The 26,045-nt window shown below is 48.9% G+C and carries 24 protein-coding genes and 1 riboswitch; all 24 genes read right to left on the reverse strand.

Going from position 1 to position 26,045, the window contains the following annotated elements:
• Nucleotides 1-46: 46 nt before the first annotated feature.
• Nucleotides 47-685, reverse strand: a complete 639-nt coding sequence (locus V6W81_RS26975) for a ThuA domain-containing protein (protein ID WP_338540920.1) — start codon at nt 683-685, stop codon at nt 47-49.
• A 419-nt stretch (nt 686-1,104) separates the two neighbouring features.
• Complete coding sequence (locus V6W81_RS26980) at nt 1,105-2,667, reverse strand: cobyrinate a,c-diamide synthase (RefSeq protein WP_430701395.1); 1,563 nt, start codon at nt 2,665-2,667, stop codon at nt 1,105-1,107.
• Nucleotides 2,668-2,764: 97 nt separating this feature from the next.
• Nucleotides 2,765-3,856, reverse strand: a complete 1,092-nt coding sequence (locus V6W81_RS26985) for a cobalt-precorrin 5A hydrolase (protein ID WP_338540922.1) — start codon at nt 3,854-3,856, stop codon at nt 2,765-2,767.
• Nucleotides 3,849-4,646: a precorrin-4 C(11)-methyltransferase gene (gene cobM / locus V6W81_RS26990; protein ID WP_056701998.1), complete on the reverse strand. Its 798-nt coding sequence runs from the start codon at nt 4,644-4,646 to the stop codon at nt 3,849-3,851. The genes V6W81_RS26985 and cobM overlap by 8 nt, the downstream gene beginning before the upstream one ends.
• Nucleotides 4,643-5,359 (reverse strand): precorrin-2 C(20)-methyltransferase, encoded by a 717-nt coding sequence (gene cobI, locus V6W81_RS26995; protein WP_128103880.1) that lies wholly within the window; start codon nt 5,357-5,359, stop codon nt 4,643-4,645. The genes cobM and cobI overlap by 4 nt, the downstream gene beginning before the upstream one ends.
• 32 nt (nt 5,360-5,391) lie before the next feature.
• A complete protein-coding gene (gene cbiE, locus V6W81_RS27000) occupies nt 5,392-6,693 on the reverse strand; it encodes a precorrin-6y C5,15-methyltransferase (decarboxylating) subunit CbiE (protein WP_338540923.1) in 1,302 nt (433 codons plus the stop codon).
• Entirely contained in the window at nt 6,656-7,807 is a 1,152-nt protein-coding gene (locus tag V6W81_RS27005; RefSeq protein ID WP_338540924.1) for a cobalt-precorrin-5B (C(1))-methyltransferase, read from the reverse strand. Before V6W81_RS27005 ends, cbiE begins: the two co-directional genes overlap by 38 nt.
• A gap of 606 nt (nt 7,808-8,413) precedes the next feature.
• Nucleotides 8,414-9,061, reverse strand: coding sequence for a precorrin-8X methylmutase (locus V6W81_RS27010; protein WP_128104639.1), 648 nt, complete (start codon nt 9,059-9,061; stop codon nt 8,414-8,416).
• 118 nt (nt 9,062-9,179) lie between these two features.
• Nucleotides 9,180-9,950: a precorrin-6A reductase gene (gene cobK, locus V6W81_RS27015; protein ID WP_338540925.1), complete on the reverse strand. Its 771-nt coding sequence runs from the start codon at nt 9,948-9,950 to the stop codon at nt 9,180-9,182.
• On the reverse strand, nt 9,947-11,191 hold the full coding sequence (locus V6W81_RS27020; RefSeq protein ID WP_338540926.1) for a sirohydrochlorin chelatase: 1,245 nt from the start codon (nt 11,189-11,191) through the stop codon (nt 9,947-9,949). The genes cobK and V6W81_RS27020 overlap by 4 nt, the downstream gene beginning before the upstream one ends.
• A 278-nt stretch (nt 11,192-11,469) precedes the next feature.
• Nucleotides 11,470-13,401 carry a precorrin-3B C(17)-methyltransferase gene (cobJ, locus tag V6W81_RS27025; RefSeq protein ID WP_338540927.1) on the reverse strand — a complete coding sequence of 644 codons (1,932 nt, stop codon included), beginning with the start codon at nt 13,399-13,401 and terminating at the stop codon, nt 11,470-11,472.
• Nucleotides 13,402-13,736: 335 nt separating this feature from the next.
• Nucleotides 13,737-13,926, reverse strand: a riboswitch (cobalamin riboswitch).
• Nucleotides 13,927-14,255: 329 nt separating this feature from the next.
• Entirely contained in the window at nt 14,256-15,080 is an 825-nt protein-coding gene (locus tag V6W81_RS27030; protein WP_338540928.1) for a uroporphyrinogen-III synthase, read from the reverse strand.
• Between the two features lie 132 nt (nt 15,081-15,212).
• Entirely contained in the window at nt 15,213-16,415 is a 1,203-nt protein-coding gene (locus V6W81_RS27035) for a GerAB/ArcD/ProY family transporter (protein ID WP_338540929.1), read from the reverse strand.
• Between the two features lie 46 nt (nt 16,416-16,461).
• Nucleotides 16,462-16,683, reverse strand: coding sequence for a hypothetical protein (locus V6W81_RS27040; protein WP_338540930.1), 222 nt, complete (start codon nt 16,681-16,683; stop codon nt 16,462-16,464).
• The gene (locus tag V6W81_RS27045; RefSeq protein ID WP_338540931.1) at nt 16,676-17,872 is read right to left on the reverse strand and encodes a Ger(x)C family spore germination protein; all 1,197 of its coding nucleotides are present in this window, start codon (nt 17,870-17,872) and stop codon (nt 16,676-16,678) included. The genes V6W81_RS27040 and V6W81_RS27045 overlap by 8 nt, the downstream gene beginning before the upstream one ends.
• Before the next feature lie 4 nt (nt 17,873-17,876).
• Nucleotides 17,877-19,460, reverse strand: coding sequence for a spore germination protein (locus V6W81_RS27050; protein WP_145044516.1), 1,584 nt, complete (start codon nt 19,458-19,460; stop codon nt 17,877-17,879).
• A gap of 253 nt (nt 19,461-19,713) precedes the next feature.
• On the reverse strand, nt 19,714-20,049 hold the full coding sequence (locus V6W81_RS27055) for a hypothetical protein (protein WP_145044518.1): 336 nt from the start codon (nt 20,047-20,049) through the stop codon (nt 19,714-19,716).
• A 46-nt stretch (nt 20,050-20,095) separates the two neighbouring features.
• Nucleotides 20,096-20,797 carry a pirin family protein gene (locus V6W81_RS27060; RefSeq protein WP_145044520.1) on the reverse strand — a complete coding sequence of 234 codons (702 nt, stop codon included), beginning with the start codon at nt 20,795-20,797 and terminating at the stop codon, nt 20,096-20,098.
• 245 nt (nt 20,798-21,042) lie between these two features.
• Nucleotides 21,043-21,456: a DoxX family protein gene (locus tag V6W81_RS27065; protein ID WP_145044522.1), complete on the reverse strand. Its 414-nt coding sequence runs from the start codon at nt 21,454-21,456 to the stop codon at nt 21,043-21,045.
• Nucleotides 21,457-21,512: 56 nt separating this feature from the next.
• Nucleotides 21,513-22,373: a M56 family metallopeptidase gene (locus V6W81_RS27070; protein WP_338540932.1), complete on the reverse strand. Its 861-nt coding sequence runs from the start codon at nt 22,371-22,373 to the stop codon at nt 21,513-21,515.
• 1 nt (nt 22,374) lies between these two features.
• Entirely contained in the window at nt 22,375-22,791 is a 417-nt protein-coding gene (locus V6W81_RS27075; RefSeq protein WP_056701974.1) for a BlaI/MecI/CopY family transcriptional regulator, read from the reverse strand.
• Nucleotides 22,792-23,036: 245 nt separating this feature from the next.
• A complete protein-coding gene (locus tag V6W81_RS27080; RefSeq protein ID WP_338540933.1) occupies nt 23,037-24,497 on the reverse strand; it encodes a catalase in 1,461 nt (486 codons plus the stop codon).
• Nucleotides 24,498-24,757: 260 nt separating this feature from the next.
• Nucleotides 24,758-25,564, reverse strand: coding sequence for a winged helix-turn-helix transcriptional regulator (locus V6W81_RS27085; RefSeq protein WP_145044528.1), 807 nt, complete (start codon nt 25,562-25,564; stop codon nt 24,758-24,760).
• The gene (locus V6W81_RS27090) at nt 25,540-25,935 is read right to left on the reverse strand and encodes a Fur family transcriptional regulator (RefSeq protein ID WP_056701967.1); all 396 of its coding nucleotides are present in this window, start codon (nt 25,933-25,935) and stop codon (nt 25,540-25,542) included. The genes V6W81_RS27085 and V6W81_RS27090 overlap by 25 nt, the downstream gene beginning before the upstream one ends.
• Nucleotides 25,936-26,045: the final 110 nt, after the last annotated feature.

Genomic DNA, 26,045 nt, shown 5'->3' on the forward strand with positions numbered 1-26,045 from the left:
GTTCAAAAAGTTCGTACACTTAAGTAACACAACATACACCGATATGTTACACGTAACGTGCAGCCCATTTGCCTGCTTGGAAGATCAACTTCCGATACGTCTCATGGGCAAACGTTGGCACATGATGTCCTGGCATCAAGTACACAATCCGTCCCAAACCATATCTATGCGCCCAAGCCGCTGGTTTCGGCCCTTCTTCCGATTGATACTCAAGCAATACTTTTGTTTCGGAGAAAGAACCAAACTCAAACTGATAAGGCTCTTCTTCCAGCGCAAATCCGGTAATGCCTTCTGTCACAGGATGTGATTCCGCAGTGACCGTGAATTCCAGCGGAGCATACGGTGGATGCTGCAAAAATTTGGCACCAATCATCTGCTTGAGTTCGTATCTGTTTTGGAGCGAGATTCCGTTATGCAAAATAACCAAACCTCCGCCATTGCTTACATAGGACAGTAATCCTGCTGTCTGCTGCGGAGAGACTTTTCCCTTCCAATCGTCCATATATGAAATACACACATCAAACCCTGTGATATTTTCTTGTAGTAACATATTGCGGTTCTCACTGCATTGCACAGTCATAATATCATGAAAAATCCGGCTGATCTCAGCATCCACACCCTGAAGCGGGTGCCAATCGGGATGTGTGTAATCGCCGAGCAATAATGCCTTTTTACGATGATCCATTACATGTAATCCCCTTTCTAATTCCTATAATAAAGTGACCGAAAAAGCATGTCCCCCTTGCAATCCAAATAAGCAGGTTAATCCTCTTCAAAACCTCACGACGGTAAGCCCAGTATACCTAATCTACGAGATGCTATGCCTATAGTTCAGATTCGCGGACATGTTCACTACTACTTCTTAGTATAGCCGCATTATTCATAAGCATATCCCGAAATTCCGTTACCCTTTAGAGAGTTTGTCCCAAGAGAGCCACAGGTGCACTCATCAATTGTCTATATGTCATCACTGACCAGTCCAGCATCCACAGATGCTCTGGGCAGTATTTAAGTGATTCCACATATGCAGGCAAAAACCTTTAATTCTGATGATCAGCAACCAACTTCACGACCAAAGTCTCAGATAATTGAACAAGGATAGAGTCACTCTACATCCTTCTGCTTACTTTGTCGATACATGCGACCATGCTCTACCCATCTGTTAGCAACTGCGGGGTTAGAACCAAGATGCACATGGGTGTACCCAGCTAGAATATGACCTGAATTGTATCCCTCTGGCTTCAACCCTCGCATCCCTTTAGTTTCATAGGCATATGGAATCGTATCTGAATCGTGATAGGTCATCGTAGAATAATGGAATTCATGACCTCGCAGTGTATCTCCCTTTTCCAGCAAAAATGAATCCTGAACAGCACTTGCCTCACGATATCCAAGGGCTGCGCGCTTAGTTTGCATCTGCACATGTGCAGGAACAATACCCGCCATGTTAAACGTTACCCCTTGGCGATCCGTTAACGTTTCGGCAAGCACCATATAACCTCCGCACTCGGCAAACACAGGCATATGCTGACGCGCAGCCTGACGCAGCCCTTCTAGAAACAGCTTATTCGTGGCAATAGCTTCAGCAAATTCCTCTGGAAAACCACCGCCCAGATAGATGCTATCTGCATCCGCTGGAATACCTTCACCCGCGATTGGACTGAAATAAGTAAGCTTCGCGCCAGCTTCCTCAAGCAACTCCAGGTTATCCGGATAATAAAAGTTAAACGCCGCATCCCGTGCAATTGCGATGACAGGACGCGCTTGATGAGCTTGATCGTCTTGGTGCTCCCTATGTTCTTGGTGTTCTTGGTGTTCTTGGTGTTCTTGGTGTCCTCGATGATCTTGATGCTCCTGTTCAACCTCTTTATTTTGTTGATTTTGTTGCTGTTGTTCAGGAACCTGCAGCTGTTCAAGTTCAGATATGTTATCGTTGGATTCTAGCGGAGGTGCTGCGCCAGCTATCTTCAGAAGTAAGTCCAGATCCGTACCCTCACTCAATACATCGGCCACTCGTTGGAATAACGGGTCAAGTTCACCCCGCTCGATTGCAGGAACCAGACCAAGATGACGCTCCGGAATCGACATGTCATCCTCTCGTTTCAGCCAGCCTACCACAGGGATGTCGCACATTTGCTCAATCGCCTTCTTCACAATCTGGTAGTGTCCTGCACTCCCACAGCGGTTAACAATGACTCCTGCAATATTCAGCTCAGGCTCCAACTGTTGAAACCCAAGCACAATCGCTGCCGCACTGCGTGCCATACTCCGAACATCCACAACCAGGATCACTGGTGTCTGTGTGACCATCGCAATCTCGGCAGTCGAGCCGGTATTGCTGAGGGGGTCTTTGCCATCGTACAATCCCATGACTCCTTCAATGATCGAAATATCCTGCCCATCCGCTGCGTGCACAAATGTATGACGTACATACTCCGGTGAGGTCATCCATGCATCCAGATTGCGAGATGCCCTGCCGGTCACCGCCGTATGATAGGTGGGATCGATGTAGTCTGGGCCGCACTTGAAGCCCTGTACACGTAGTCCCCGCTCAGCGAGAGCTTTCATTAAACCTAGCGTTACCGTTGTTTTGCCTGCACCACTTCCTGTCCCCGCAATAATTAGCCGAGGTCTGACATGTGTAGCATGTTGTTTATCACTTGTCATCATATGAATTCCCTACCTTATCTGCATATTTCGTGCACAAAGACTGATATAACAAAACCGCACCGAATACCGATGCGGTTATCTATATAACTTTAGTTCAAGGGTTAAATGGGATGCGTGCGATAGAAATCGTCAGATTCCCGCTTTTCTTCTTCTCCAGCAACCAATGGTCTGCCCCAGAGGAGAGCAGTGCCGCTGGCTCACTGACGCCATAAGCACCCGTATATTTGAATACCGTCTCAGACGGATTCGGTAGGGTAACCGTGTTCAGTTCAGCAGGGGCATAGGTAACCAGCTCCCAGCCATACTTTTGGCAAAGCGCGAGCAAGCCTTCCTCATCCTTTTTCAAATCGATGGTGGCTACGTTACGCACACTCTTCACGGAAAGAGACTGTTCTGCAAGCGTCGCAAGAACCTCCTGCTCCAATTCCTCCAAGGATGTTCCCCGGTTGCAGCCCATGCCTAACACTAGACTTTTGGGACGATACAACACACCATTGCTCATGAATCGCTGTTTTTCATCATCGGTAAGCAATCGATCACTAATCACGAGTGCCGCATTGAAGGCAAACTCCTCTGTCTCTGCCATGCTACCAAAAACGCGAATATGATCAGGGACTGGCTTATCGTATTTCCACCAATTCCGCTCTCCCGTCTCCTGAATCAGTGCAATTGGCTCCTCATTCACAACCGCTGCACTCACGGGCGTAGCCTTATCGAAGCTGTCTACGATCCAGCCAAGCTCACGTCCAAACAGATCCACCGGGATTGTCCCCTGCACATCCGAAGCCGTCGTAATCACCGGGCGTGCGCCAAGAACCTCTGCCACCTGGCGGGTCAGCTCATTGGCACCGCCTAAATGACCGGACAGCACGCTGATAACATGTTCTCCGCGATCATCAATGACCAGAACAGCCGGATCAACTTTTTTGTCCACTAATATCGGCGCAATCATGCGTACTACAGCACCTAGAGATATGAATAAAATAATGCCATTATAGCGTTTGAACAAGTCCGGTAGAATCAGCTTCACGGAGCCCTCGAACATGTTGTAGCCAAGCTGCTGCTCATCTCCACGGGCGAACTTCGTCATATAATAAACATCCGTTCCCGGGAATTGTCCAGCCATGTTGCGTACCATCTCAACCCCATGCTTGGTGATGGCTACCGCTGCATATGGATTACTCACCGGACTTCACTCCTTTGCGGTACCCATGGGTGAAGGATTTGTCATACAGCTTGGAGCGGTGCGCATCCCGATTCACAAGGTCTGGGTCAAGCGCCCAGCCAGCAAGAATCATCGCATGCATTGTAATGCCAGCGGCGCGCAGGTCAGCGGCAAGATTAGCCAGCGTTGTACGCACAATTTTCTGATCTGGCCACGTAGCACGTTGCACCACCGCAACCGGTGTATCCTCACTCCAGCCTGCGGCGAGAAATTCAACGACGACTTTCTTCGCAAGTGTTGCACTCAGGAACAGCGCAACGGTACAGTGATGTGATGCGAGGTCACGCAGCTTCTCCCGTTCCGGTACAGGCGTACGTCCTTCTGCACGGGTCAGAATAACAGTCTGAGTCAGCTCAGGCACAGTCAGTTCTGCCCCTAATGCCGCTGCTGAAGCAAAGACCGAGCTAACGCCAGGAATAATCTCATAGTCCACACCTTGCTGCTTGAGCAACACCATCTGCTCTAAAATTGCCCCGTACATTGCTGGGTCTCCTGTATGTACGCGAGCTACGCTACGCCCATTGCGCGTTGCCTCCGTCATTAGCTCAACTTGACGCTCTAGATCCATGCCTGAGCTTTGCAACACTTCCGCTTCCGGCTTCGCCGTAGCAATAAGCTCATCATTCACGAGTGAATCGGTATAGAGCACCAGATCGGCACTTCGCAAAATATTCGAGCCTTTGACAGTAATCAGCTCCGGGTCTCCTGGGCCTGCACCTACGATATATACTTTCGGTTCCAATGTTTTCATTTGCTCACCACCATCAGGCTCAGATATTCCAGCTCCTGTCCCTTCAGTTCACGGGCATCACGCCAGATCAGTTCATATGGAGAAGTGACTTTGGTAACGACCGAGGCTTTGCCGCCGAGACCCATCTCCTCCAGCAGTTCCAGCATGAGGTCAAGCACCTTCGCCACTTTGATAAATACAATCGTATCGTGATGCTCAATCGCTTGTCGCATAGCCTCTTTATCTGCTGTGGCTGGGATGATGCCCACCTGCTCGTCACCATCCGCCAGATGGATATCCAGCGCTGCCGCTGCTCCTAGTACAGATGAGATACCCGGAATAGAAGAGATTGGCACTTCAGGGTGCAACTCACGCATCAGACGTGCCAAGTGAATAAATGTGCTGTATAGATTCGGGTCTCCTTCGGTCACAAAAGCAACGTCTTTCCCTTCCTTCAACGCACCCCAACATGCCTCAACGGTTTTACCCCATTCACGTTCTAGTACGACAGGGTCTTTCGTCATCGGGAAGATCAGACCGAGCATTTCCTTCTCTTCTGGATTCACGTACAACTCCACGATCTCATGGGCGTAGGATTTACCACCCTTGCGTTTCTTCGGATAAGCGACTACAGGGCATTCCCTGATCATGCGGTATGCTTTGACGGTAATCAGCTCCGGGTCACCTGGCCCCACACCCACGCCATATAGTGTGCCTACTGCTCCCATGCTCATGTTGTTATCCCCCTTGTTCTGTCCTTCAACGATCATTCTGCCGCTCCTGCTGCTGTTCCCGCCGTTTTTGCTTCTATAGCCTCTGTAACAACATACTGTCCTGTAATCACATAAATCGGGTTCAGTCCGTCAAAACGAGTCATGTTCAAAATCGGCTTGCTGCGCGCCGTCTGAAGCAACGTCACCGATGCGTCCATGCCTGCTTCGCGCATCGCCTTCATGCTGTCATGCAGCGTCTCAATCGTCGCTGCATTCACCACGATGCGTCCCTCCGGGCGCAGCCGGGACGCACATAGGGCGATCAGCTGCGCCAGTTCTCCGCCGCTGCCGCCGATGAACACCGCATCCGGATTCGGTAGTTCGTCCAGCCCTGCTGGTGCTTTGGCATGAAGGACAGTAAAGTCCGTCCGGAATTTCACCCGATTGGCCTCGATGTTGACGAGGTCACCTTCATTTTTTTCAATGGCGAAGACCTGCCCCTTCGGCGCGAGCCGTGTACACTCTACAGCCACCGACCCTGAGCCTGCGCCGATATCCCAGACAATGCTATCCTCTGCGAGCTGCAGCTCGGATAAGCTGAACACACGCACTTCGCGTTTCGTGATTAGTCCTTTCTCCGGCTTGCGCTGGTGGAACTCTTCATCCGCGAAGCCAAATCCTTTGCGTGGTGCGGGTGCATCCTTGCGGCGCAGCAATATAACTACATTTAGTGGGCTGCATTCGGCTACCGCTAGCTCGTCCAATGTATAATGACGGGCACGTTCATCTGCCGCGCCCAGATTCTCAGCCACGTAGGCGTCATATTCGGTCATGCCGAATTGTTGCAGATAAGCTGCAATGACCGCCGGGCTGTTCTGCTCGTCGGTGAGCAGCGCAACTTTGGCTTTGCCATCGATGCGCTGTGCGAGTCCCTTGAGCGGGCGTCCGTGCACACTTTCAAGCACGGTGTCCTGCCAGCTCTCGCCGAGCTGGGCAAATGCGAGCTGCAGCGAGCTCAGATGAGGTCGGATCTGCAATTGATCCGAGCCAAGCTTACGCGCCAGATACCCGGCAATGCCGTAGAACAGCGGGTCTCCTGAAGCCAGCACAACAACATGGTGTGTGGCGTGAAGCGCTTTTATTTTCACAACAAGATCACTTAAACCGCTCTTAATTACAAGCTTCTCGCCTGCAAATGCAGGGAAATGTTGCAGTAGACGTTCACCGCCAACAAGTACGTTAGCTGCTTGGATCATGTCTAAACATTCGGATGTCAGCCCCGCTGCTCCGTCTTCGCCTATCCCAATGATGTGGATTTTACGATCCTTTACTCCAGTTGTTGTCGTCAAGTTCACTGATTTCCGCCCTCCCAAGTTCCATTCCTTTCATCGTTACCAAGACCACTTCCACCGTCATACCACCGCCTGCATGCTCCAAACAGTGCCGACAAGCATATGTACATAACCGCTCAAAATAGGGCAAATACCCTGCTTCGGTCATCATATCTGCTACCTGAGTCGCCGTGTTGGCTTCCTCGATCGCTTGCGCCAGCTCATCTCCGGCTCCCGTCTCCCGAGCGACGGACGCAAGAAATCCAAAATCCACCGGCGCACTCTTGGAATGCACCATCATGACACCTTGTGCCACCTTGGCAAACTTACCCGGCATGCCGACCAGACTGATGCGTTTCATCCCTAGCCGCTTGCCATGCTTGATCGCAAACCCAACAAAATCACCCATCTGAATAAAAGCTTCCTCCGGCAGTTCAGGCATCATCTTCATCGCGTATTTCTCACTGCTGCCCCCAGTGGTCAGGACGATATGATCGCAACCGGAAGCCTGGGCTACCGAGATCGCCTGCACGACACTGGCTTTGTACGCCGATGTGGAGAAGGGCACTACAACGCCCCGTGTACCTAAGATCGAGATGCCTCCGAGAATGCCAAGGCGGGAATTCAGCGTTTTTTTCGCGATCTCTTCCCCTTCTGGCACGCTGATCACCACGCGTACCCCTCGCGCTGTGCCGTGTTCGGCGAGGACTTGCGTTACCGCTTCGGTGATCATCCGGCGCGGAACAGGGTTAATCGCTGCTTCGCCCACGGGGACAGGCAATCCTGGCTTCGTCACACGCCCAACGCCGATCCCGCCGTCCAGCTCCATCCCAGGCTCATCTCGCCAGGATACGTGGGCAATGATCTTAGCGAGATGTGTGGCGTCCGGGTCATCGCCGGCATCCTTGATCGTGGCACAGGTCGCCACCCCATCCTCCAACCCTTGTTCGATCAGTTCGAACGAATGGTCAAAGCCCGCAGGAAGGGATACGACAGCTTGCTCAGGCACCGTTCCGGTTAGCAGTAATTGCGTTGCCCCTTTAGCAACGGCTGTGGCACACGCGCCGGTGGTGAAGCCGGAACGCATCGGTTTGTCGGGGTCTGGCGCTTCACCACTTTTCATGCGTTTCTTCTCCATGGTCTCTGACCTCCCGTCCTTTCTTATCATTTAAATTGTCGGATGTACTTGGGGTAACTACGTTTGCCGCAGAGGGCGGAGACTCCGGGGTGGACGCTCCGGGAACGGATCGTTCTTTCGATCGCCGTTGTCCCCAGATTTCTTTGATTCCCCTTATGCTAGGGAGAAATCCGGGGACAAATGCGACCGCTCCGCTTCTACAGAATCGATTCCGTTCCCTCCGCTACCTCCTACGTCTCTGGCACACTTCGTTAGTACAGTACATTCCTCCAGCCCTGATTTAAATCACTAAACCTGGGCTGGAGGGCGTTTGTGGTAACTATTCATTCACCGCTACTAGAAGTTCGCGGTGAATGGAGTTACTAGTCTACAGACCTCGCAGCCATTCTGACCTTGGCACGTAGAGACATTACAGCCATGGATTATATGGCTGACCTTGGCTGGAATGCATTTGGGTAACTATTCATTCACCGCTACTAATAGATCGCGGTGAATGGAGTTACTAATCTCCAGACCTTGCTACCATTCTGACCTTGATGATAGCTTGTTAGTTCAAACCTTGTAATTGATGAAACATGTGTCGATTGAGTAATCAAACAAGAAGTCTTAGGATTTCATTGCCATGATTGAGATCGCGTTGAGGGCAGCGACTACGATGGTGCTGCCGCCTTTGCGTCCAATATTCGTGATGAATGGGATATCCAGTTTACGCAGCTCGTCCTTCGACTCAGCAGCGGACACGAATCCTACAGGCATACCAATGATCAAGCCTGGCTTCGCTTCGCCTTCTTTAACCAAACGGATCAGTTCCAGCAGTGCAGTTGGCGCGTTACCAATCGCATAGATTCCACCTTCGTAGGCTTGAGTTGCTTTACGCGTAGAGATAATAGCACGCGTTGTATTTAATCTCTTCGCTTCCTCCATCACGTCTGGATCAGAGATATGTACATGCACGTCTCCGCCGAAGCTGCGAATACGGTCTTTGCTCACTCCCGCTTGAATCATCTGTACATCGGCAATGACGGATTGACCAGCACGCAGTGCTGCAATCCCGGCTTGGATCGCATCAGGGTGAAACACCATGCTCCGTCCCAGTTCAAAGTCAGCTGATGCATGAATGACACGTTGCACGACTGGGTATTGCTCGTCCGTGAATGGGTGCTCGCCCAGCTCCTCGGTGATCATCTCGAAGCTTTTGCCTTCAATCTCCTGTGGCTGTACTGTCAACGGTTTGAAATCTGTTTTGAAATCCATCCTGCATTCACTCCTAAAAGGGATTATGAAATCATTCATTTAAAATTAAATGTTGAAAATTTGGACTATATGTGCGCAATCAAAAGCGGACTTTTGGAACAACCTCTGTATGTGCGGATTATGGCACCAGTACACGGCTCAGCTCGCCCAGTACACCTTCAAATTCATCAAATACCGTTCCAAACTCCGCCTCAGGACGTGAGATCAGCACCACATGAATATCCAGCTCCAACGCAGATTGAATTTTCTCATCAACCGCTCCCGTTTTGCCGCTCTCCTTGGTCACCATAACGGTTGTGGCGTAGTGCTTGTACAAAGCTTCATTCAGCTCACGTGAAAATGGCCCCTGCATCGCAATAATATTGCGTTGTTCCATCCCTAACTCATTACATTTCTCCATATTATCGAGACGGGGAAGCATACGAGCAACGAGGCGAATATCTGGGTCTCCGAGCAGGTGCTTCGTGAAAATTTGTAGTGTTTTGCTGCCTGTCGTTAGCATCACAGAGCCCTTGAGCTCTTTCGCTCGCTGTGCCGCTTCATCATAAGAAGAAACCACATGTAGCAACGGGTGGTCGTCGTAGGCAAGTCCTGTACGCTCATAACGAATGTATGGAATACCCGCTTGTTTGGCTGCCTCCATTGCATTGGCATGCGCCTCTTCAGCAAATGGGTGGCTCGCATCTACGATGGCTCGACTTCCTTGTTTTTGCACCAGTTCTACCATCGCTTGAATCGTCAAACGACCTGTACGTACCGGCAAACCTGCCTCTGACAGACTATTCGCCGCGCTCTCGGTCACTACAGATGTCAGCACCTCTGTACCTTGCTGCTGAATTTGTAATGCGAGCTCCCGTGCATCACTTGTTCCACATAACATGAAGATCATGAGCCCTTCACCTGCTCCTCCGCGACAGCAATCTGTGCGTTAGTTGTCTGCTCATCTGTCTCGGCATGTGAAGGCAGATCATGGTGGTGACCGGAAATGATTTCTTGATCATGATGAGTATGATGTAACTCGCCATCGTGATCGTGATGGAAATCAGGCGCTAGCTTTTGTTCAGCCTTCTCGTGTTCATTTCCCGCATGCACATGGAGATGATCATGGTGGTCGTGCGTATGTTCATGATGGTGATCGTGTGCATGAGTCTCTTCGTCGTGATGTGTATGCACATGATCGTGATGGTGATGGTCGTGATCATGATGGTGGTCGTGATGATGATCGTGATCATGATGGTGGTCATGGTCGTGGTCGTGATCATGGTCATGATCGTGGTGATGATGGTGATGTTTCGCCGCTTCCAGTCTGAACTGGCAATTATCACAGTTGGCAGCTACGCGTCCATATAAGCCCTCGTTAGCTCGTTCTAGCACGACTTCCACCAGTTGTGGATGTAAACCGAAATATCCCCCGATCTCAACCTGAACTTCTGGATGTGCTGCTGCAAATTCTGCCGTCATCTCATCAATACGTTTAATGAGCACACCTGTGAACAGGAAGTACGGCATCACGATAATTTTCTTCGCTCCAAGCAGAAGGCAACGTTGCAGTCCATCCGGAAAGGAAGGCTGAGTTACACCGATAAAGCTACTTTCGGCCCACTTGTAGGGCAACTTCTCCCACAACATCCGCGTCATTTTGAAAAAGTCACTGTTCGCATCAGGGTCACTACTGCCGCGCCCCAGCACTAGGATCGCCGTCTCTTCGTCCGTTGCTACCGGTGCAGTCGCTACAGCCGTTCCTCCGCCGGAACTTGCATGCACAGGCTGTGCTTCCTGCAAACGGGTCTGCATAATCTGAATAACTTTCTCATGTACACCAATAGGACGGCCATAGATAAACTCCACTTGCGGATAACGCGCTTTGGCACGGTCAATGGCATTTGGAATATCGATTTTGGCATGACCTGCTGCGAACAAAATAATGGGTACGAGCACGACGCGTGTCGCGCCCTTATCTACACATGCCGTTACACCTTGGGCAATACCTGGTTTAGCTAACTCCAAAAAACAAGTTTCCACAATCGTATTCTTCGGTGTCTTCTCTGCCACTGAGTTTGCAAACTCCATTAACTCCCGGTTTCCCTCGGGATCACGGCTACCGTGTCCCACCAGCAATATCGCATTCATCTCCGGATAATTCCTCCCTAGCCTGATCTACGGATCTAGGCATCTCATCAGATAGTGTTTGTGTTCCATTCATTGCACATCAACAATTGCATGTTTCTACATTTTCATATCACGATATAGTCCAGCTACTCTCTTCTATATAACAACGTGTTGGTATCACTCGATTCAGGGTTATCCAGTTCGAACTGAAAGGTGATTTATATTGCATTCTCTGCAAAAAAGGATCTTATTGAACACACACTTACAACCTTGTGAGTTCTGTTCTGTCTCGCAGAAAATTAGTCGCCACAGATCGGATTAACTTCCACCGTAACGGGTGCATCCACATGACGGAAGCCTTGAATCACGCCAACACGTTTGAAAAATTTATGGAAACGTTCATTCGGATGTCCTTTTTCTCGATACTCTGCGACAATCCGTTCCACAATGCCGCCAATCTCATCTCCCGTAATGCCTTCAGCCACGGGTTGTGCAGGATGTGCATTACGTCCGAATTTCTTACCGCCAAGGAACAGGTCATACCCACCTTTGCGGTACACAATACCGATATCCTCAAGCACCGCACCATAACAAGCCATCCCACATCCATTGAGGGCAACGCTTGTTTCCTTCGGAGCATTTAATCCGCCAATAACGGCTTGCAAATGATTAGCCATCGGCACAGCATCATCCTTCTCCATGTCACAGAAGTCACATGCTTTCACTTTAATGACATCCCCGATCGGTACTACGATAAAATTAGCTGCCCGCAGCTCGTCTACCAGCTGATCCGGCTCAAAGGTTGGCACTCGCAAAATAATCTGGTGCTCTGGTGTATACTCCAGCTCCCCATCTTCACTCGCGCACTGTGCAAGCAGTGCCATCTGCACAGCAGTGAACTTCTTGTTGCCGACGCCAGGCGATACGCCAACTTCGAACAGCGGCGGCTTCTGCCCTGGTGCAGGCGCAGTGCGAACTGCCGTAGCGACTGCGGCCTGCGGTGCTTCGCCGCTCACGCCAGGCGCAGCAGGCGCCGCGCCCAGCCAGCGGCGAGCGGACTCGCCCGCCAGGGCACCGCCTACCGCGAGCCGCGTTAGCGCTTCCGCCGCCAGCGCAGCGGCGCCCGCTTGCGACGCAGCAACCGCTACGCGCGGCGCGGCTTCTGCCGGCACTGACGCTGGCCGCTCGCCAGCGAGCACGGCGGTGCCGCCGCCAGCCGGGTGCGATGCCTGCGCAGCAGAGGCTCCTGCACCGGCAGGCGGCTGGCTCTGCGGAGCTGGGCCTGTTCCGGCGCTAACGCCGGGCATGGCTGGCTCCGCCTGGGGCTTTGCGGCTTGTGCTTCGCGAGCCGCGTCCGAGCCCGCTACCTCACCAGAGGTGGTAGCGCGGGCTTCTCTTGCGCCGAGCGACCATGGCTCGGCTTCGGTGCGAAGTCGCTCATGAGGTCTGAGCGACTGTTCTGCGGTATTCAGCGTATATTTGCGCTGATACCCACGCGGAGTGACCATGAGCCCTTCGTACATCATGGTCGAGGAGTTACCGATGATCACCGTGGTCAGCATACCGATCTCATGATTAAGCATGTCTTCCAGGGTAGTCATGACAACGTCCTGACGATCCCGGTAAGCGCTTTTGACCAATCCAACTGGAGTCTTGGGATCACGGTAACGAAGCAGCATTTCCTGTGTCTCGACAATTTGACGTGTTCTCCGCCCACTGCGCGGGTTATAGAGTGCAATAACAAAGTCTGCTGATGCCGCTGCTTCAACCCGGCGAATAATCGTATCCCATGGGGTAAGGTGGTCACTTAAGCTGATCGTACACGCATCATGCATCACCGGTGCGCCAAGTAGCGATGCACAGGAATTGATAGCCGATACACCTGGGATGACTTCAACGGCAACGCCACTCTCAGGCTTCCATCCCTGTTCCATCAACACCTCATAGACTAGACCTGCCATACCGTATACACCGGCGTCACCACTGGAGATTACCGCAACAATTTTGCCCATTTCGGCCTGTCTAACCGCTTCTTGAGCCCGGCTTACTTCCTCTGTCATCCCCGTCCGCACGATCGCTTGTCCGTTTAATAACGGCCGAATGAGATCGACATACGTGTTGTAGCCGATGATAACCTCACTCTCCTGAAGCGCCTCCAGTGCACGATTCGTAATATGTTCCATCGCGCCTGGGCCAAATCCGATGACCAGCAACTTACCTTGACCTTGCATCGCTTCTCCTCCTCCATCACCCTGAGTAAACCTACACATTCCATAATTCCGTTCAGCAACTTCTATATAAATAGGCTTCATGAAACAGCTTTTTGTTCAAAAATGGATAAGTACATTCGATCCACAACGATTCATTTCTCATTCTCTTAAAATCAAAAAAATCCCATCCTACAATCGGATGGGATACGTATGTACGTACACTCAAGAAAACAACTACAACACTTGAATACACAGAGTCGTCGAGTTGTTGAATACGCCAAATAAAAGGCCTACCAGGCGAACCGTCTGTCCGCCTGTTTCCTGATTATTCGTACACCTTTCCTTTCCGCGAAGGGTTTGGTGACACATGCAAGGTAGGTCTCCTGGCTCTGGATCATCAGCTTCTTCTTCTGTCTTCCCCGAATAACGAGTGACTTCAATCAAAAAAGAGCTTCACCATTACAGTGGCGGGACCGCTCGGGATTTGCACCCGATTCCCTGTTACCTCTTGCTTGACGCAAGAGCACCTTGCTTGTTTTCAATATGTAATTCAGCATACTATCCACGAGATCGGTCAGATCAAACCTGATAATGTTGAACGTTCCCCGTATAGGCTGGAATGAGCACCATGCCAAATCATTTGTTTGTATCATAACATCGCTCAGGAAAAAATGTCCATGTTTAAGATCAGGATAAACCGCTTACCTTTTCTCCAAACTTTAGAATAAATCCATTCACGAAACTAGAGAACAGCAAAAATCCTGACCCATGCAATGGATCAGGATAACGTATATAGAAGTACGGTATGGTCTACAACAAGTACGTCCGTTTTACGGTGTCTATCGATATCTCTTCATACCTATTATGATTTGAAGTTATGCTTTGTCTACTTGTGCAGCAGCATAATAACGTCCTAGCTCCACGATCAGGGCACCCATCTTCTCTTCTTCTGGCACAACAAGTGCCTCAATGCCCTCTTCACGCATCGCATTCGCCGTCACTTTACCTACAGAAGCAGGAACGACCCCTTCACGAAAGGCCTGCAGCATCTGCTCTAGCTTCCCTTGGGATGTGGCATATGCCGTCAAAAAGCGAACTTGGGGTCCACTTGTAAAAGCTACTGCATCAACCTCACGATTCACAATCTCATTCAATAGCTGTTCCAACTCATGATCCTCTGGAGGGACGTGGCGGTAAGGCAATACTTGTCGAACCTCTGCACCTTGCTCTTGCAGCCAGTTTACCAGCTTCGGTGCTGTCTCACCATGTAGCTGTAGTATTACTTTTTTCCCTGCAAGATCATGTGATTCCAATTCCCGAATCAACCCATCTGTACTGCCATCATCATCCCGAACTAATGGATTGAGCTTCCGCTTGCGAAGTGCATTCACCGTCTTGTATCCACGCGCTGCAATGGATGATTCAGATAAAGAGTCCAATAATTGACCCGCAACTTCCATATCCTCTGCCATATCAAATAGCGCATCCAAACCCATACCTGTTGTCAGTACAGCCCAATCCGGTGTATCAGAGATCCAAGATACGAGGCCATCGCGAATATTCCGATCATCCAAAAACACGGTTCCCTGTGCAGGTCGCACGAGTGGGATTCCACCCATTTTCTCGACGAGCAGGGACATTTCCTTCGATTTGCGTGGTCCTGTAAGTGCTACACGTATGCCTGCCAAATGTTGAGCCATTCAAGTTCCCCCCAGTTCGTTCAGCCGAACGTTCTTCAGTCTGACTACAGTATACAGGGTAGTCCTGTGGAGGGAAACCTTGTTCATGCCATTTGGTGCATGTTCAGCTATAACGTTTTTTTATGAAAAGGATCAGGAAGGCTGAAGCTCTCCCGTTTGATGATCTGTATCCTCATCACTTTTCTTCGGATCTTTCGAAGTGGATTCTTTTGAATCCGGCTTATGCTTCTGTCCTCCACTATTGCCACTATCCTTAGCTGCAGAGGGTTGTCGATCTTGTTTGCGAGGATGCAGAAACAGAAATATTAGAATCGGTAACAGCACCTCAAACAAAATGGCGACCCACGTCCATTCTCTAGTAAATCGAAAGAGTTGAATTGCATTCCGGAAGAACCAGAACGCACAGACAAAACCAAGCAAAGCAATCGGCCCAGTTAACACCTTACCGGATACTTTTGGAATCATTCGTTTCATCCCCCAGCAGATAAAGTAGAGATCAAACGCAATTTTCGTAATCATGGTCGGTAGTGTTGCCGCAGCTAACGCTAGATCAAACCGATCAAGAAAGTCACTCACTTGTAGCTGCCTCGCTAATTCATACGAAGGATATACTAGCCTCGATGCAATAGGAACCCCAATCGATGTGATCGTTTCAACCAGGATTAGCATCATTAACAGCGCAGCAATCGTTACTCCCCAGAACACGGATTTAAACCGAAAGTCACTGCCTTTCACCACAAACGGCAAGGCCACCATCTCTCCGAAAAAGGACATGAGGTACCAACTACCCTTGCCAACACCGCCCATATCGATATCAAAATACGGCATCAAATTATCCAAGTCGATCTGCTGGATGAGCATAAAGGGGACGATGATGGAATTCACCAGAAATAATGTGATGTACAGCTCTGACATCCCGATTAACGAGCCCAGCCCACCCCTTACAATAAATACAGCCATGACCATCAGCGTTAGAATGATGATGGATATCGGTGTAGTCTCTAGCAAGGTGATGCTAACGTAGTCACCAATTAACCGAATATCCCGAGCAAATATGAAAAGGAAAAACATGATGTACAACAGAGCCGTCACCCGACCCATAAACGGATGTCGTACAACGAGTGATTCAAATAAATCTTGATTCGGAAACCGCCGCTGGACTCGACTCAACATCCACAAAACAGAAATCATCACCAAAAACACGGGTATATAAGACAGATACGCATGCTGTTCAGCATAATAGATCGCCTGTGCATGCGGCTGTATCAATGTAGTCGTGATACTAAGCAGCATGACCAACAGAATCAGTTGACGATGGGTGACTGCCTGATTCATAACATGTCTCCTTTCTTACGGATATGATCATCCCGGTTGAAATCAATTAAGGTAGTGGCAACCAGTGTTGAATGAAGTGGGTTAGCCATACAGAAATGAAGAACGTTTTGCTTAAATGGGTGACGTAGAAAAAGATCCCCGTACTAAACCCAATGATGCTATACGATATCCAGCGATTAATCGCCGCCGCCTGCTTCAGATGTTTGAAGTCCATCAAGAGCACGAGCACAACCATGAACAAATAGGTGAAGAGAAGTGGTTTAATCATGAACGATCTCCTCCTCACCAACACCAATCGGTTTGTTCACAATGCCAACATTTTCAATGATGATATGTGGCTCAACGATCACTTTCACGTCAGGGTACACATCGCTCCAGCGATCCTTCATCTTCTCCCATTCTTTGGGGAGCTGCTGATGAATAGACCGACCAAGACCGAGGATATCCGCATTGTATTTGGTTTGTATTAGTCGTACACCTTCATCAATGTCCTGCTTGATCTTCGCGTGAACAGCTTCAGTTAATTTCGTAAGCTCGCTCTCTCGGAGGTCGCCATAATTGGATTCGTTATCAACCAATACTCCCTTGGCATACATTTTGATGGTCACGGTGACTTCTCCATTTTTAATCTGAGGATCAAACGCAGAATTGTTCTCATTCAGCTTAACGAACAGGTTTCCTTCCCCGCGGGGAGCCTTGATCATAACTTCCGGGGCATTGGCTTCACCCATCGCCAGAATCAGTGCGTCCGCAGCTTCCTTTTCAACCATACCCACCAGCTTGTCTTTCTTGAAAACCGCTAGCCCATCCAGCTTAATATTGGTTTTGACGTTCTTCCAGTCTTTAGGAACATTCTCGACTACGGAAGCGATGGGAAGAAACGGATCTATGCCTTCGGCAAGAATGGCATCGATAAAAATTTTGAGCGAACGAGGCGTACGCATGTTCAGGAAGCACAGCTCACGCACCATCTCTGAAGGGAACTTCTCGATAGGTGCATCTGTATCCAAAACCTTATAAGCAGGACCCCTCGTTACAATAGGCATCGCTGACAGACGATTGAGCGGATAACGTGTTAATAAATCCAGCATGGGGGCAACACCATCGCGAGCCAGATCCTCGCCAATCATTAATGTTCGGCGGTGTGCATAGTACAGCTGACGCGAAAGTGCCTTCTGTCCTTTGTTAGAGGTTCCCCGTAACGTCTCGGCGGTATTGGACAACATAAACCATGGTTTATCACCGTTCGTGCCTCCACCGCCCCCTTCACTTCCCGAAGCCCCTGATTGTCCGGGTAAGGCAATCTGTAAGCTTGTTCGATATAGCTGTTCTTCCTTATCCACCGCAATCCCAATGACAAAGGCAACATCATTAATTTCTCTTCGATCCCAGCATCCCGTCAGAAGAGTGCTCAGCAACAATATTCCTACTAGAAGATATCTTCGTATGAATAACATGCACTCACCACCCCTCTTCGGATTCAGGCGTACCGTTAATATTCGTATTCATTCTCTTCTGATCACGGTGCACGGTTGAAGGGCGGTTAATCATCCGCCACCAAGGCGCACGCATGACAATATCTTTGGTATCTGTCTTGCTATATGGGCTAAGACCGGATAAATACGGAACGCCGAAGGAGGTCATCTGGGTTAGATGCACCGAGATTAAAACCAGTCCAATGACAATGCCATACAATCCGAGTGCACCCGCAAGTAGCATGATCGGAAAGCGTAATAAACGAACCGTAATGGCAAAGTTGAAGCGAGGAATGGTAAACGATGCAATCCCTGTCATCGAAACGATAATAACCATCGGTGCAGATACAATCCCTGCCTGAACAGCTGCTTGCCCGATTACCAAAGCACCGAGGATACTGACGGCTTGGCCTACTGTTTTGGGTAACCTAACCCCGGCTTCCCGCAGAGCTTCGAAGGATAATTCCATAATGAGCGCTTCAACTAAGGCTGGAAATGGAATGGCCTCCCTAGCCCCGGCAATACTTAGTATTAAAGTCGTTGGCAACATATCCTGATGGAAGGTCGTAATTGAGATATAAAGAGCGGGCAAAAACAAAGCAATCGCCACAAAGATAAACCGAATCCAGCGAATAAGATTACTGATGAAGAACCGTTCATAATAATCCTCGCTCGCCTGAAGCATCTGCCACATCGTCACTGGTCCAATTAAGGCAAATGGACTTCCATCTACGAAAATGGCGAACCGACCTTCCAGTAAATTACCTGCAACCGTATCCGGTCGTTCGGTGTAATGCATCTGTGGAAATGGGGAATACGGATGGTCTTCGATCAGTTCCTCTATATATCCCGTTTCCAGAATCCCATCGATCTTAATCTTGTTAAGACGCTTCTTCACATCCATAATCAGCTTCGGATCTGCAACATCATCCAGATAGGTCAACACCACATTGGTTTTGGTGTCCGATCCGATGGTCATGCTCAGCATTTTAAGCGTAGGTGTCTTGAGCTTAAACCGCAGCAACGCGGTATTTACACGTAGTGTCTCCGTGAATCCTTCCCGCGGACCACGAATAACCGATTCTGTCTGAGGCTCCTCGACACCGCGGCGGACGCCGCCTTTGACATTGAACAGCCAAGCCTCCTTGCTGCCATTGATCAACAGTAGTGCTGAGGATTCCAATACACCGTCAGCAGCTTCTGCCCAAGTTGCCACTTTCTTCACCTGGGACAGGGCCACGCGGGTATCATCCAGAGGAGCTTCGGGTTCATTCGTTCGCTGCTCCACCAGACCACGAATGAGCGGACGTAACATATGCTCCTGAATATCTGTGGAGTTAACGATACCTTCAATATATACAATGACGCCCTGAACCTCAGGTGAGATCATCACATTGCGAAAGACCACATCTGAGCAATCCGAGAAAATGTCCTTAACCGCCAGCATATGGCTTTCATGTGTCAGACCAATCGGCTGTCGTAAAATGGGCGGGGACGGTAATCCCAATGGGATATGAGTCTTCTCTTCTGCGTGCCGGGAACCGCTTTTCCCCGATGTATGATCCGCCATATACCGTCCCTCCTCTCTTGTTTTTATACAAGGTAGCTTGTGCCAGAAAGAACGGAATTATGTGGACTGATCTAAAACTTCGGTAGATCCATGTCGTAGCCTGAGAATGTATATAATACTCACCTGAGAATTCAGCTTCTAACATTTCGGAATAACAAAAAAAGGAACCCTGAACATTCAGGATTCCTCACGTTATCGAAAACTCGGCCATTCACTTTAAATCGCTCTGATTGATTCGTTCGATCATACTGGTTTAGTCTGCAAAATAGTCTTCAGGCACATAACGAATCTCTGAACCTGCAAATATAGTAAGTGCTTGACTTTCCTTGTTGTACTCCACCTTGTCCCCTTGTACATAATACCAATGCTTCACCAGGGGCTGATCTTTACGTTGTACAAATCGAAATACATTCAGCTCCTGTCTGAGCTCCAGAATCTGCTCGACGGTCTGCTTGTCTAACCCTGTGACAGTAAAAATAAAGTGGGTTCCATCATGCTGATACCGATAGGACGACGTATCTGTTTTACTATTCACCAGCCCTCGCCCTGTCACTGCATGTTTAATCATAAACCACTCTTGCTGAGTCATATACGCATCCCCTATTCTTCGAATTTATCCAAGCCAGTTCGATTCATTAAGGTAGATCAATCAACATGAAAAATACATTCTCGCTCGCTTCAAGCTCCAACGATGGCGTCTCTTCTACACGAGCGGTATCACCGGTAGACAGGTGGAATTCTCCGTTCAACTCAAGCTTGCCTTCAATGGCAAAAATGTAGCTGCGCCGACCAGCTGCCTGCTGAAATGACAGCGTATCCCCTTTACTCAAACGACTGAGATAAATGGTCATGTCCTGCTGGATGGATGCAATTCGAGGCCCGCCCTCTGCAGATACGATGGGAACAAGTTGACCCGTAAGCGCATCTGGATCAAACGAAGTCGTCTCATAGGATGGTTTCAGCCCTCTGGTGTGCGGCATAAACCAGAGCTGGAGTAAGCGTACCTCCTCCTGATCTGAAGCATTATGCTCGGTGTGAATGACTCCACTACCCGCAGACATCCGTTGAATGCCACCAAATGATGTGACCGCTACATTACCCAAATTATCCTCATGGCGTAGTTTACCGTTTAATACAATCGATACGATCTCCATATCACTATGCGGATGTGCGCCGAAACCACGACCTGGAGCAATGACATCGTCGTTAGCTACGCGCATTGGACCAAAAGCAGTGTTCTTAGGATCTTGATATTCTCCAAAAGAAAAGCTGTGACTACCACGTAACCAGCCCCGATCAAAGCTTGAACGGGCATCAGATGGAATAAGGTTAATCATGGAGCGCATCCTCCTCAACATTCTTATTTTTTCTTAGTAGCATACTTATTCTCATTGTACCAAAAACGTAGTCCCATCGTCCAAAATAAAAAAAGCCTTGTCCACTTATCTTCATTCCCGTAATATTACCCGGAATTCCGACAAGCGAGGCAAGGCTGACTTTCACGATACATAATAACGATATTATTCTTGCTAACCTACCAGATCATAGCAATCAACTTTTACTTTAGACTCATAAGCTTAAGTTATGCACTCACGTTCTGACGTACATTGCTCTGTCTGGATAAGATCTGATCCAATGCCAAGAAGCGGCTACCCGCAAACAGCAAAGTTAGAGAACCTGCCAGAAGCATATAATCTAGTTCGGTTCCGTTCAAGAACGGTGCGCCCACTTTGGCTGTGAACAGTACACCTACCATAATAGCAACAAATGCTGCAGCAAATACACGTGTGCCTAGACCAAGGATCATCGCTGCCCCGCCAGCCAGCTCAATGACCGCCACAACCGAGGCGAGGAAACCAGGGACACCAATGCTCTCAAAGAAACCTACCGTACCGCTAATCCCACCTTCGAATTTGCTCCAGCCGTGCAATACAAAGATCAATCCAATCATAATTCTAGAAAAGAACAATCCGATCTCTACGGTTCTCGCATTCATATCAATCATCCTCCTAAATATTCATATCGTTTCAAGTGACATCTTCTCCATGTATCTCACCCAATGGACCAAACAAACAGGACGGAAAGTAACAAGATTACGGTAGCCGAAGTCAGAACTGCATAACGTGGCAGAATCAATCTGACATCTTGTTCGGGATCCAGCAGTCTAGATATACGGACATTGACCGACGTATCAGCGAATGACGATTGAGCCGCCATTCCTTCGGCATGCCATTGTTCTGGATAGGCACGGATAAGCTTGAGCAAGGCACTGCCAATCCCCGCTGCATTACCCGTACGTTCGATAGCTTCATTATCTGCCAAAATCTCTCTAACCACATGGTAGTGCTTGGACGTATGCTTCAATACAGGCAGGTACGGCATCATGATGGCAAACACCGACAACAACGTTGTTTTTAGTGGATCGCGGTGCCATAGATGGTGAATCTCATGATATACCACTGCAGTTTCTTCCTCAGCATCCAGCATACTTAGCAGTCCAGTAGATAACACAATATAAGGTTTCCAGAGGCCGATCGTAAATGCAACTGGTGACCGCTTGTCCACGATAATAAAGCCTGGGCGTTTCAGATGTTGATACGTTGCTTCAAATTCCCTCGACAGTGCCACATTCTCCAGCGTACGAAGCTTCTGAATTGCTGCTCGTGTCTGCATGATCCGATCCAATAACAACCAACCTGTTCCAGCAAATGTGAGACACACCAACACGAGCAGAACATGTCCTACGGATACCCAGCCTAACCGGCTCATCCAGTGATTGCATAGCCAGAGTAGATTAAACGGGATATCCCACTCGAAAATTTTGTACATCGCGTACATAAACATCTGCATGAACACAAACAACGGAATGCCAATGCCGACGGTAAACAGTAGCTTCGAGCGAGCTCTCCACATGTCAGTTGCTATCCTTTTTCCATTGTTTAATCTTCTGCTCCAGTCGTTCAATCAAACTTGAATCTGCTTCCTCCAATGCATCCAGCATATGATTCAACGCCAGAGCACCAAATTCATCCACTAGTTCATGGGACAGCTCTTTGGATTGGTTGTTCATGAACTCCTCCTTGCTCTGTACTGGCTGGTACAATGACGTTCTACCCTTCTGCGTCTTGCCAAGCAGCCCCTTGTCCACGAGCCGATTCATAACCGTCATCACCGTATTGAAATTAACATCCTTGTCCTTCTCCAGTGCGGCTTGAACCTCGCGGATACTGCTTCCCGGGCGAGCCCACAAAATATCCATAATCTTCGCTTCCAGTGGACCAAAGAAACGATTCAGCCCACGTTCACCTACTTTGAAATTATTTATTCTCATTTCCGACACCCCTCACACTACCCATTGTAGTGCCATCAAGTAAGAAGTCAACCTTTATGTCAGCTATTTATTGTAAATGATTTGTAAATATGTTTTCCATTTCAGTGCAATGGCTAGAGCTTATAGGGTGACTCTTGATTCCCAAAAAAAGCACGAAGACCAAGCAGTTCCGCAAGCGATGCGGTTCTACCTGGTCTATATATCAATATCTTATCTTATGACTATAATGAGAAAATTAGTTCATATTACCGATTTTGTGGCGGCATATGAGCCGAAATATCTACGCCAAGCCCTTGAGCTAACCGAGCGCCGAATTGTCCATCTGCTCGGAAGAAGTGACATAGTGCACGCATTTGAGTATCTACAGGCACGCCCTTCAGATCATTAATCAAATTATCTAATAGATGTTGCTGCTCTACAGGAGTAAATGAGCGATACAGCTCCCCTGCCTGCGTGTAATCATCCGTCTTCTCCAGCTTCTCCCGTGTAACCTCACCATGCAGTGGAGCCCGGCTATCCCTATAGGTAGCATCCTCCTGTGGGCTGCTGCTAGAGCTGTTCGGTTCATAGTTTACCGGGGAAGGATCCTGGTTCACATTCATGAGTCCATCTCGCTGGTGATTGCGTACTGGTGCGTACGGGCAATTCACTGGAATTTGCAAATAATTCGGCCCCAGACGATGGCGCTGCGTATCCGGGTAAGAGAACAGACGGCCTTGCAACAATTTATCCTCCGACGGCTCAATGCCTGGTACTAAAGCACTTGGTGAAAAGGCAGCTTGCTCTACTTCGGCAAAGAAATTCTGCGGATTACGATTCAATGTCATCGTTCCTACCGTTTGGAATGGAATGACGTCTTCTGGCCACGTTTTGGTTGGATCAAGTGGATCAAAAGCAAAGTCATCCATTTGCTCTGGTTTTAACAACTGTACCTGCAGCTTCCACTGCGGGTATTGCCCGTTCTTGATATGATCGTGTAAATCCCGAGTCGCATGATTAAAGTCCTGTCCCTGAACCTCGGCAACCTCCTGACGCGAGAAGCCACGAACACCTTGGGCAGACTCCCATTTGTATTTTACATAATGAACCTCTCCTTGGGCATTAATCCATTTGAACGCATGCACGCCGAATCCATCCATCTCACGATAATTAGCGGGTGTACCCAGATCAGAGAACAACCATGTCATCATATGCGTTGACTCTGGGGTAAGAGTCATAAAGTCCCAGTATCTCGCTGGATCTTGAATATTCGTATCTGGTGCAGGCTTCAATGAGTGAACCATATCAGGGAACTTCATCGCATCACGAATAAAAAATACAGGTAGATGATTGCCTACAAGATCGTAATTACCTTCACGTGTGTAGAACTTAACAGCAAATCCACGTGGATCACGAGCCGTTTCTGGTGATCCTGTGCCATGAATAACGGTGGAGAATCGAACGAGTACATCCGTCTCGTTCCCCGGTTCCTGAAGGAAATCTGCGGTCGTATATGCCTTCATGCTGTGCTCCAGCGTAAATACACCATGTGCACCTGCACCTCTTGCATGTACTACACGTTCTGGGATACGTTCACGGTCAAAATGGGCGATCTTCTCCAACAGATGATAATCCTCAAGCAACGTTGGCCCTCTCCTGCCTGCTGTACGGGAATTCTGGTTGTCACCTACAGGTGCACCTTGATTGGTTGTCATACGTTCTGTCATCTTGTTTTCCTCCTCATGTTGGTTTCACGCTTGCTCTGTGCTCTATGATAAAGATCATATTCAACATTTGATCGAATATACATTTAGACTTGATCTAACTGTTAAAATGATTCTAACATGTCTACTTTGTCGCTTGCATGAGGTTTACATGAGCATAAGATGAGGGTCACATGGCTTTCGCATGAACGAACTTCATGTTTATGGAGGCAGTTCAAGAGGTCGTTTTTGAACACGCACATATAGGCACAAAAAAAAGCGGACTAATCCGCTAGGCGGTAGCCCACTCCTCTTACCGTTACAATATATTTGGGGGAAGCCGCGTTATCGCCCAATTTTTTGCGCAAGCTTTTGATATGCACATCGACGACATTACTTCCTCCTGTGAAATCTGTCTCCCAAATATCGCTAAGCATCTCTTCACGGGAAATGACTGCGCCCTTGGCATCGATCAGCTTAAGCAAAAGATCATATTCCGTCTTGGTGAGATGAATTCGATCCTCATCCCGCTGCACGCTCATCCGCTCCCGATCCAGCCATAGATCTTTGAACCCGATCCGTTGCCCTTCCTTAGGCAAAAACCCACGCTTCGGCACAGCCGGGCTGTTGCCGATCATCCGCTGCACGCGGTATAGAGCTTCCTGCGGTCGCGCTGGCCAGACCAACAACTCTTCCTGAAGCATCGGGCCGCTAGCATTGCCAATCATTTTCTCCCCTACAAGGTACAAACATGGCGTTGTATACTCTGCTTCTCGATTCAAACGACTGCTGATTCCAGCAAAGGCGTCAATTGTTCCTGCAACAGAAAGATCATAGACGAGAAGATCAAAATCAAGACGTTCATGCAAATCTGGTTCCCAGCGATGGAATACAAGCACATCGAAGCAACTATCCGTCAATGCTTTGACAAGTTCGTGAACCTGACCTGGCATAGGGCTAATGAGAATAACACGCCTGGTGATCGGACAAGCTTCTGCCAATGGAGCTGGATCTGTCAGAGCCGGCTTCACCCGAAGTGGTAAACGCCGACCAGACAGGTTGATTTTTACTTGATCCGTTTGTTTTTGCATTCCCCGCAGACACCTCCAAAGACCACATGAGCGTGGTCAATTGCATATCCGGTTTCTTCAGCCACCTGCTTCATCCATTGTGCGGGGACCTCCGTCATAACCTCGTCCACTTTACCACAAACTTCACACATAATATGTTGATGGTCGTCCATTCGGGCATCGTAACGACTTGCCGTCTCACCGAGTTTAAGCTCCCGAATCAATTCTTTATCCGTTAAATAGCGAAGTGAATTATATACCGTACCATAGGCAAGGTTATAACCTTGCTCTACAAGACGGTTCATTACGTCTGCCGCTGTAGGATGATCCTCTGAATGACGGACTACATCATACACGGCCTGTCGTTGTATAGTCAGATTTAGGGTTCTCACAAGCCATTCTCCTTTATTCCCATTCTATAGAAGGACACAGTCTATAAATACTGTGACACACAGAAACATTTTGATTTAGATTAAGTATAAATCTTAATGTATAATGAAGT

It is taken from the genome of Paenibacillus tundrae, from assembly GCF_036884255.1.
Taxonomy (GTDB): Bacteria; Bacillota; Bacilli; order Paenibacillales; family Paenibacillaceae; genus Paenibacillus.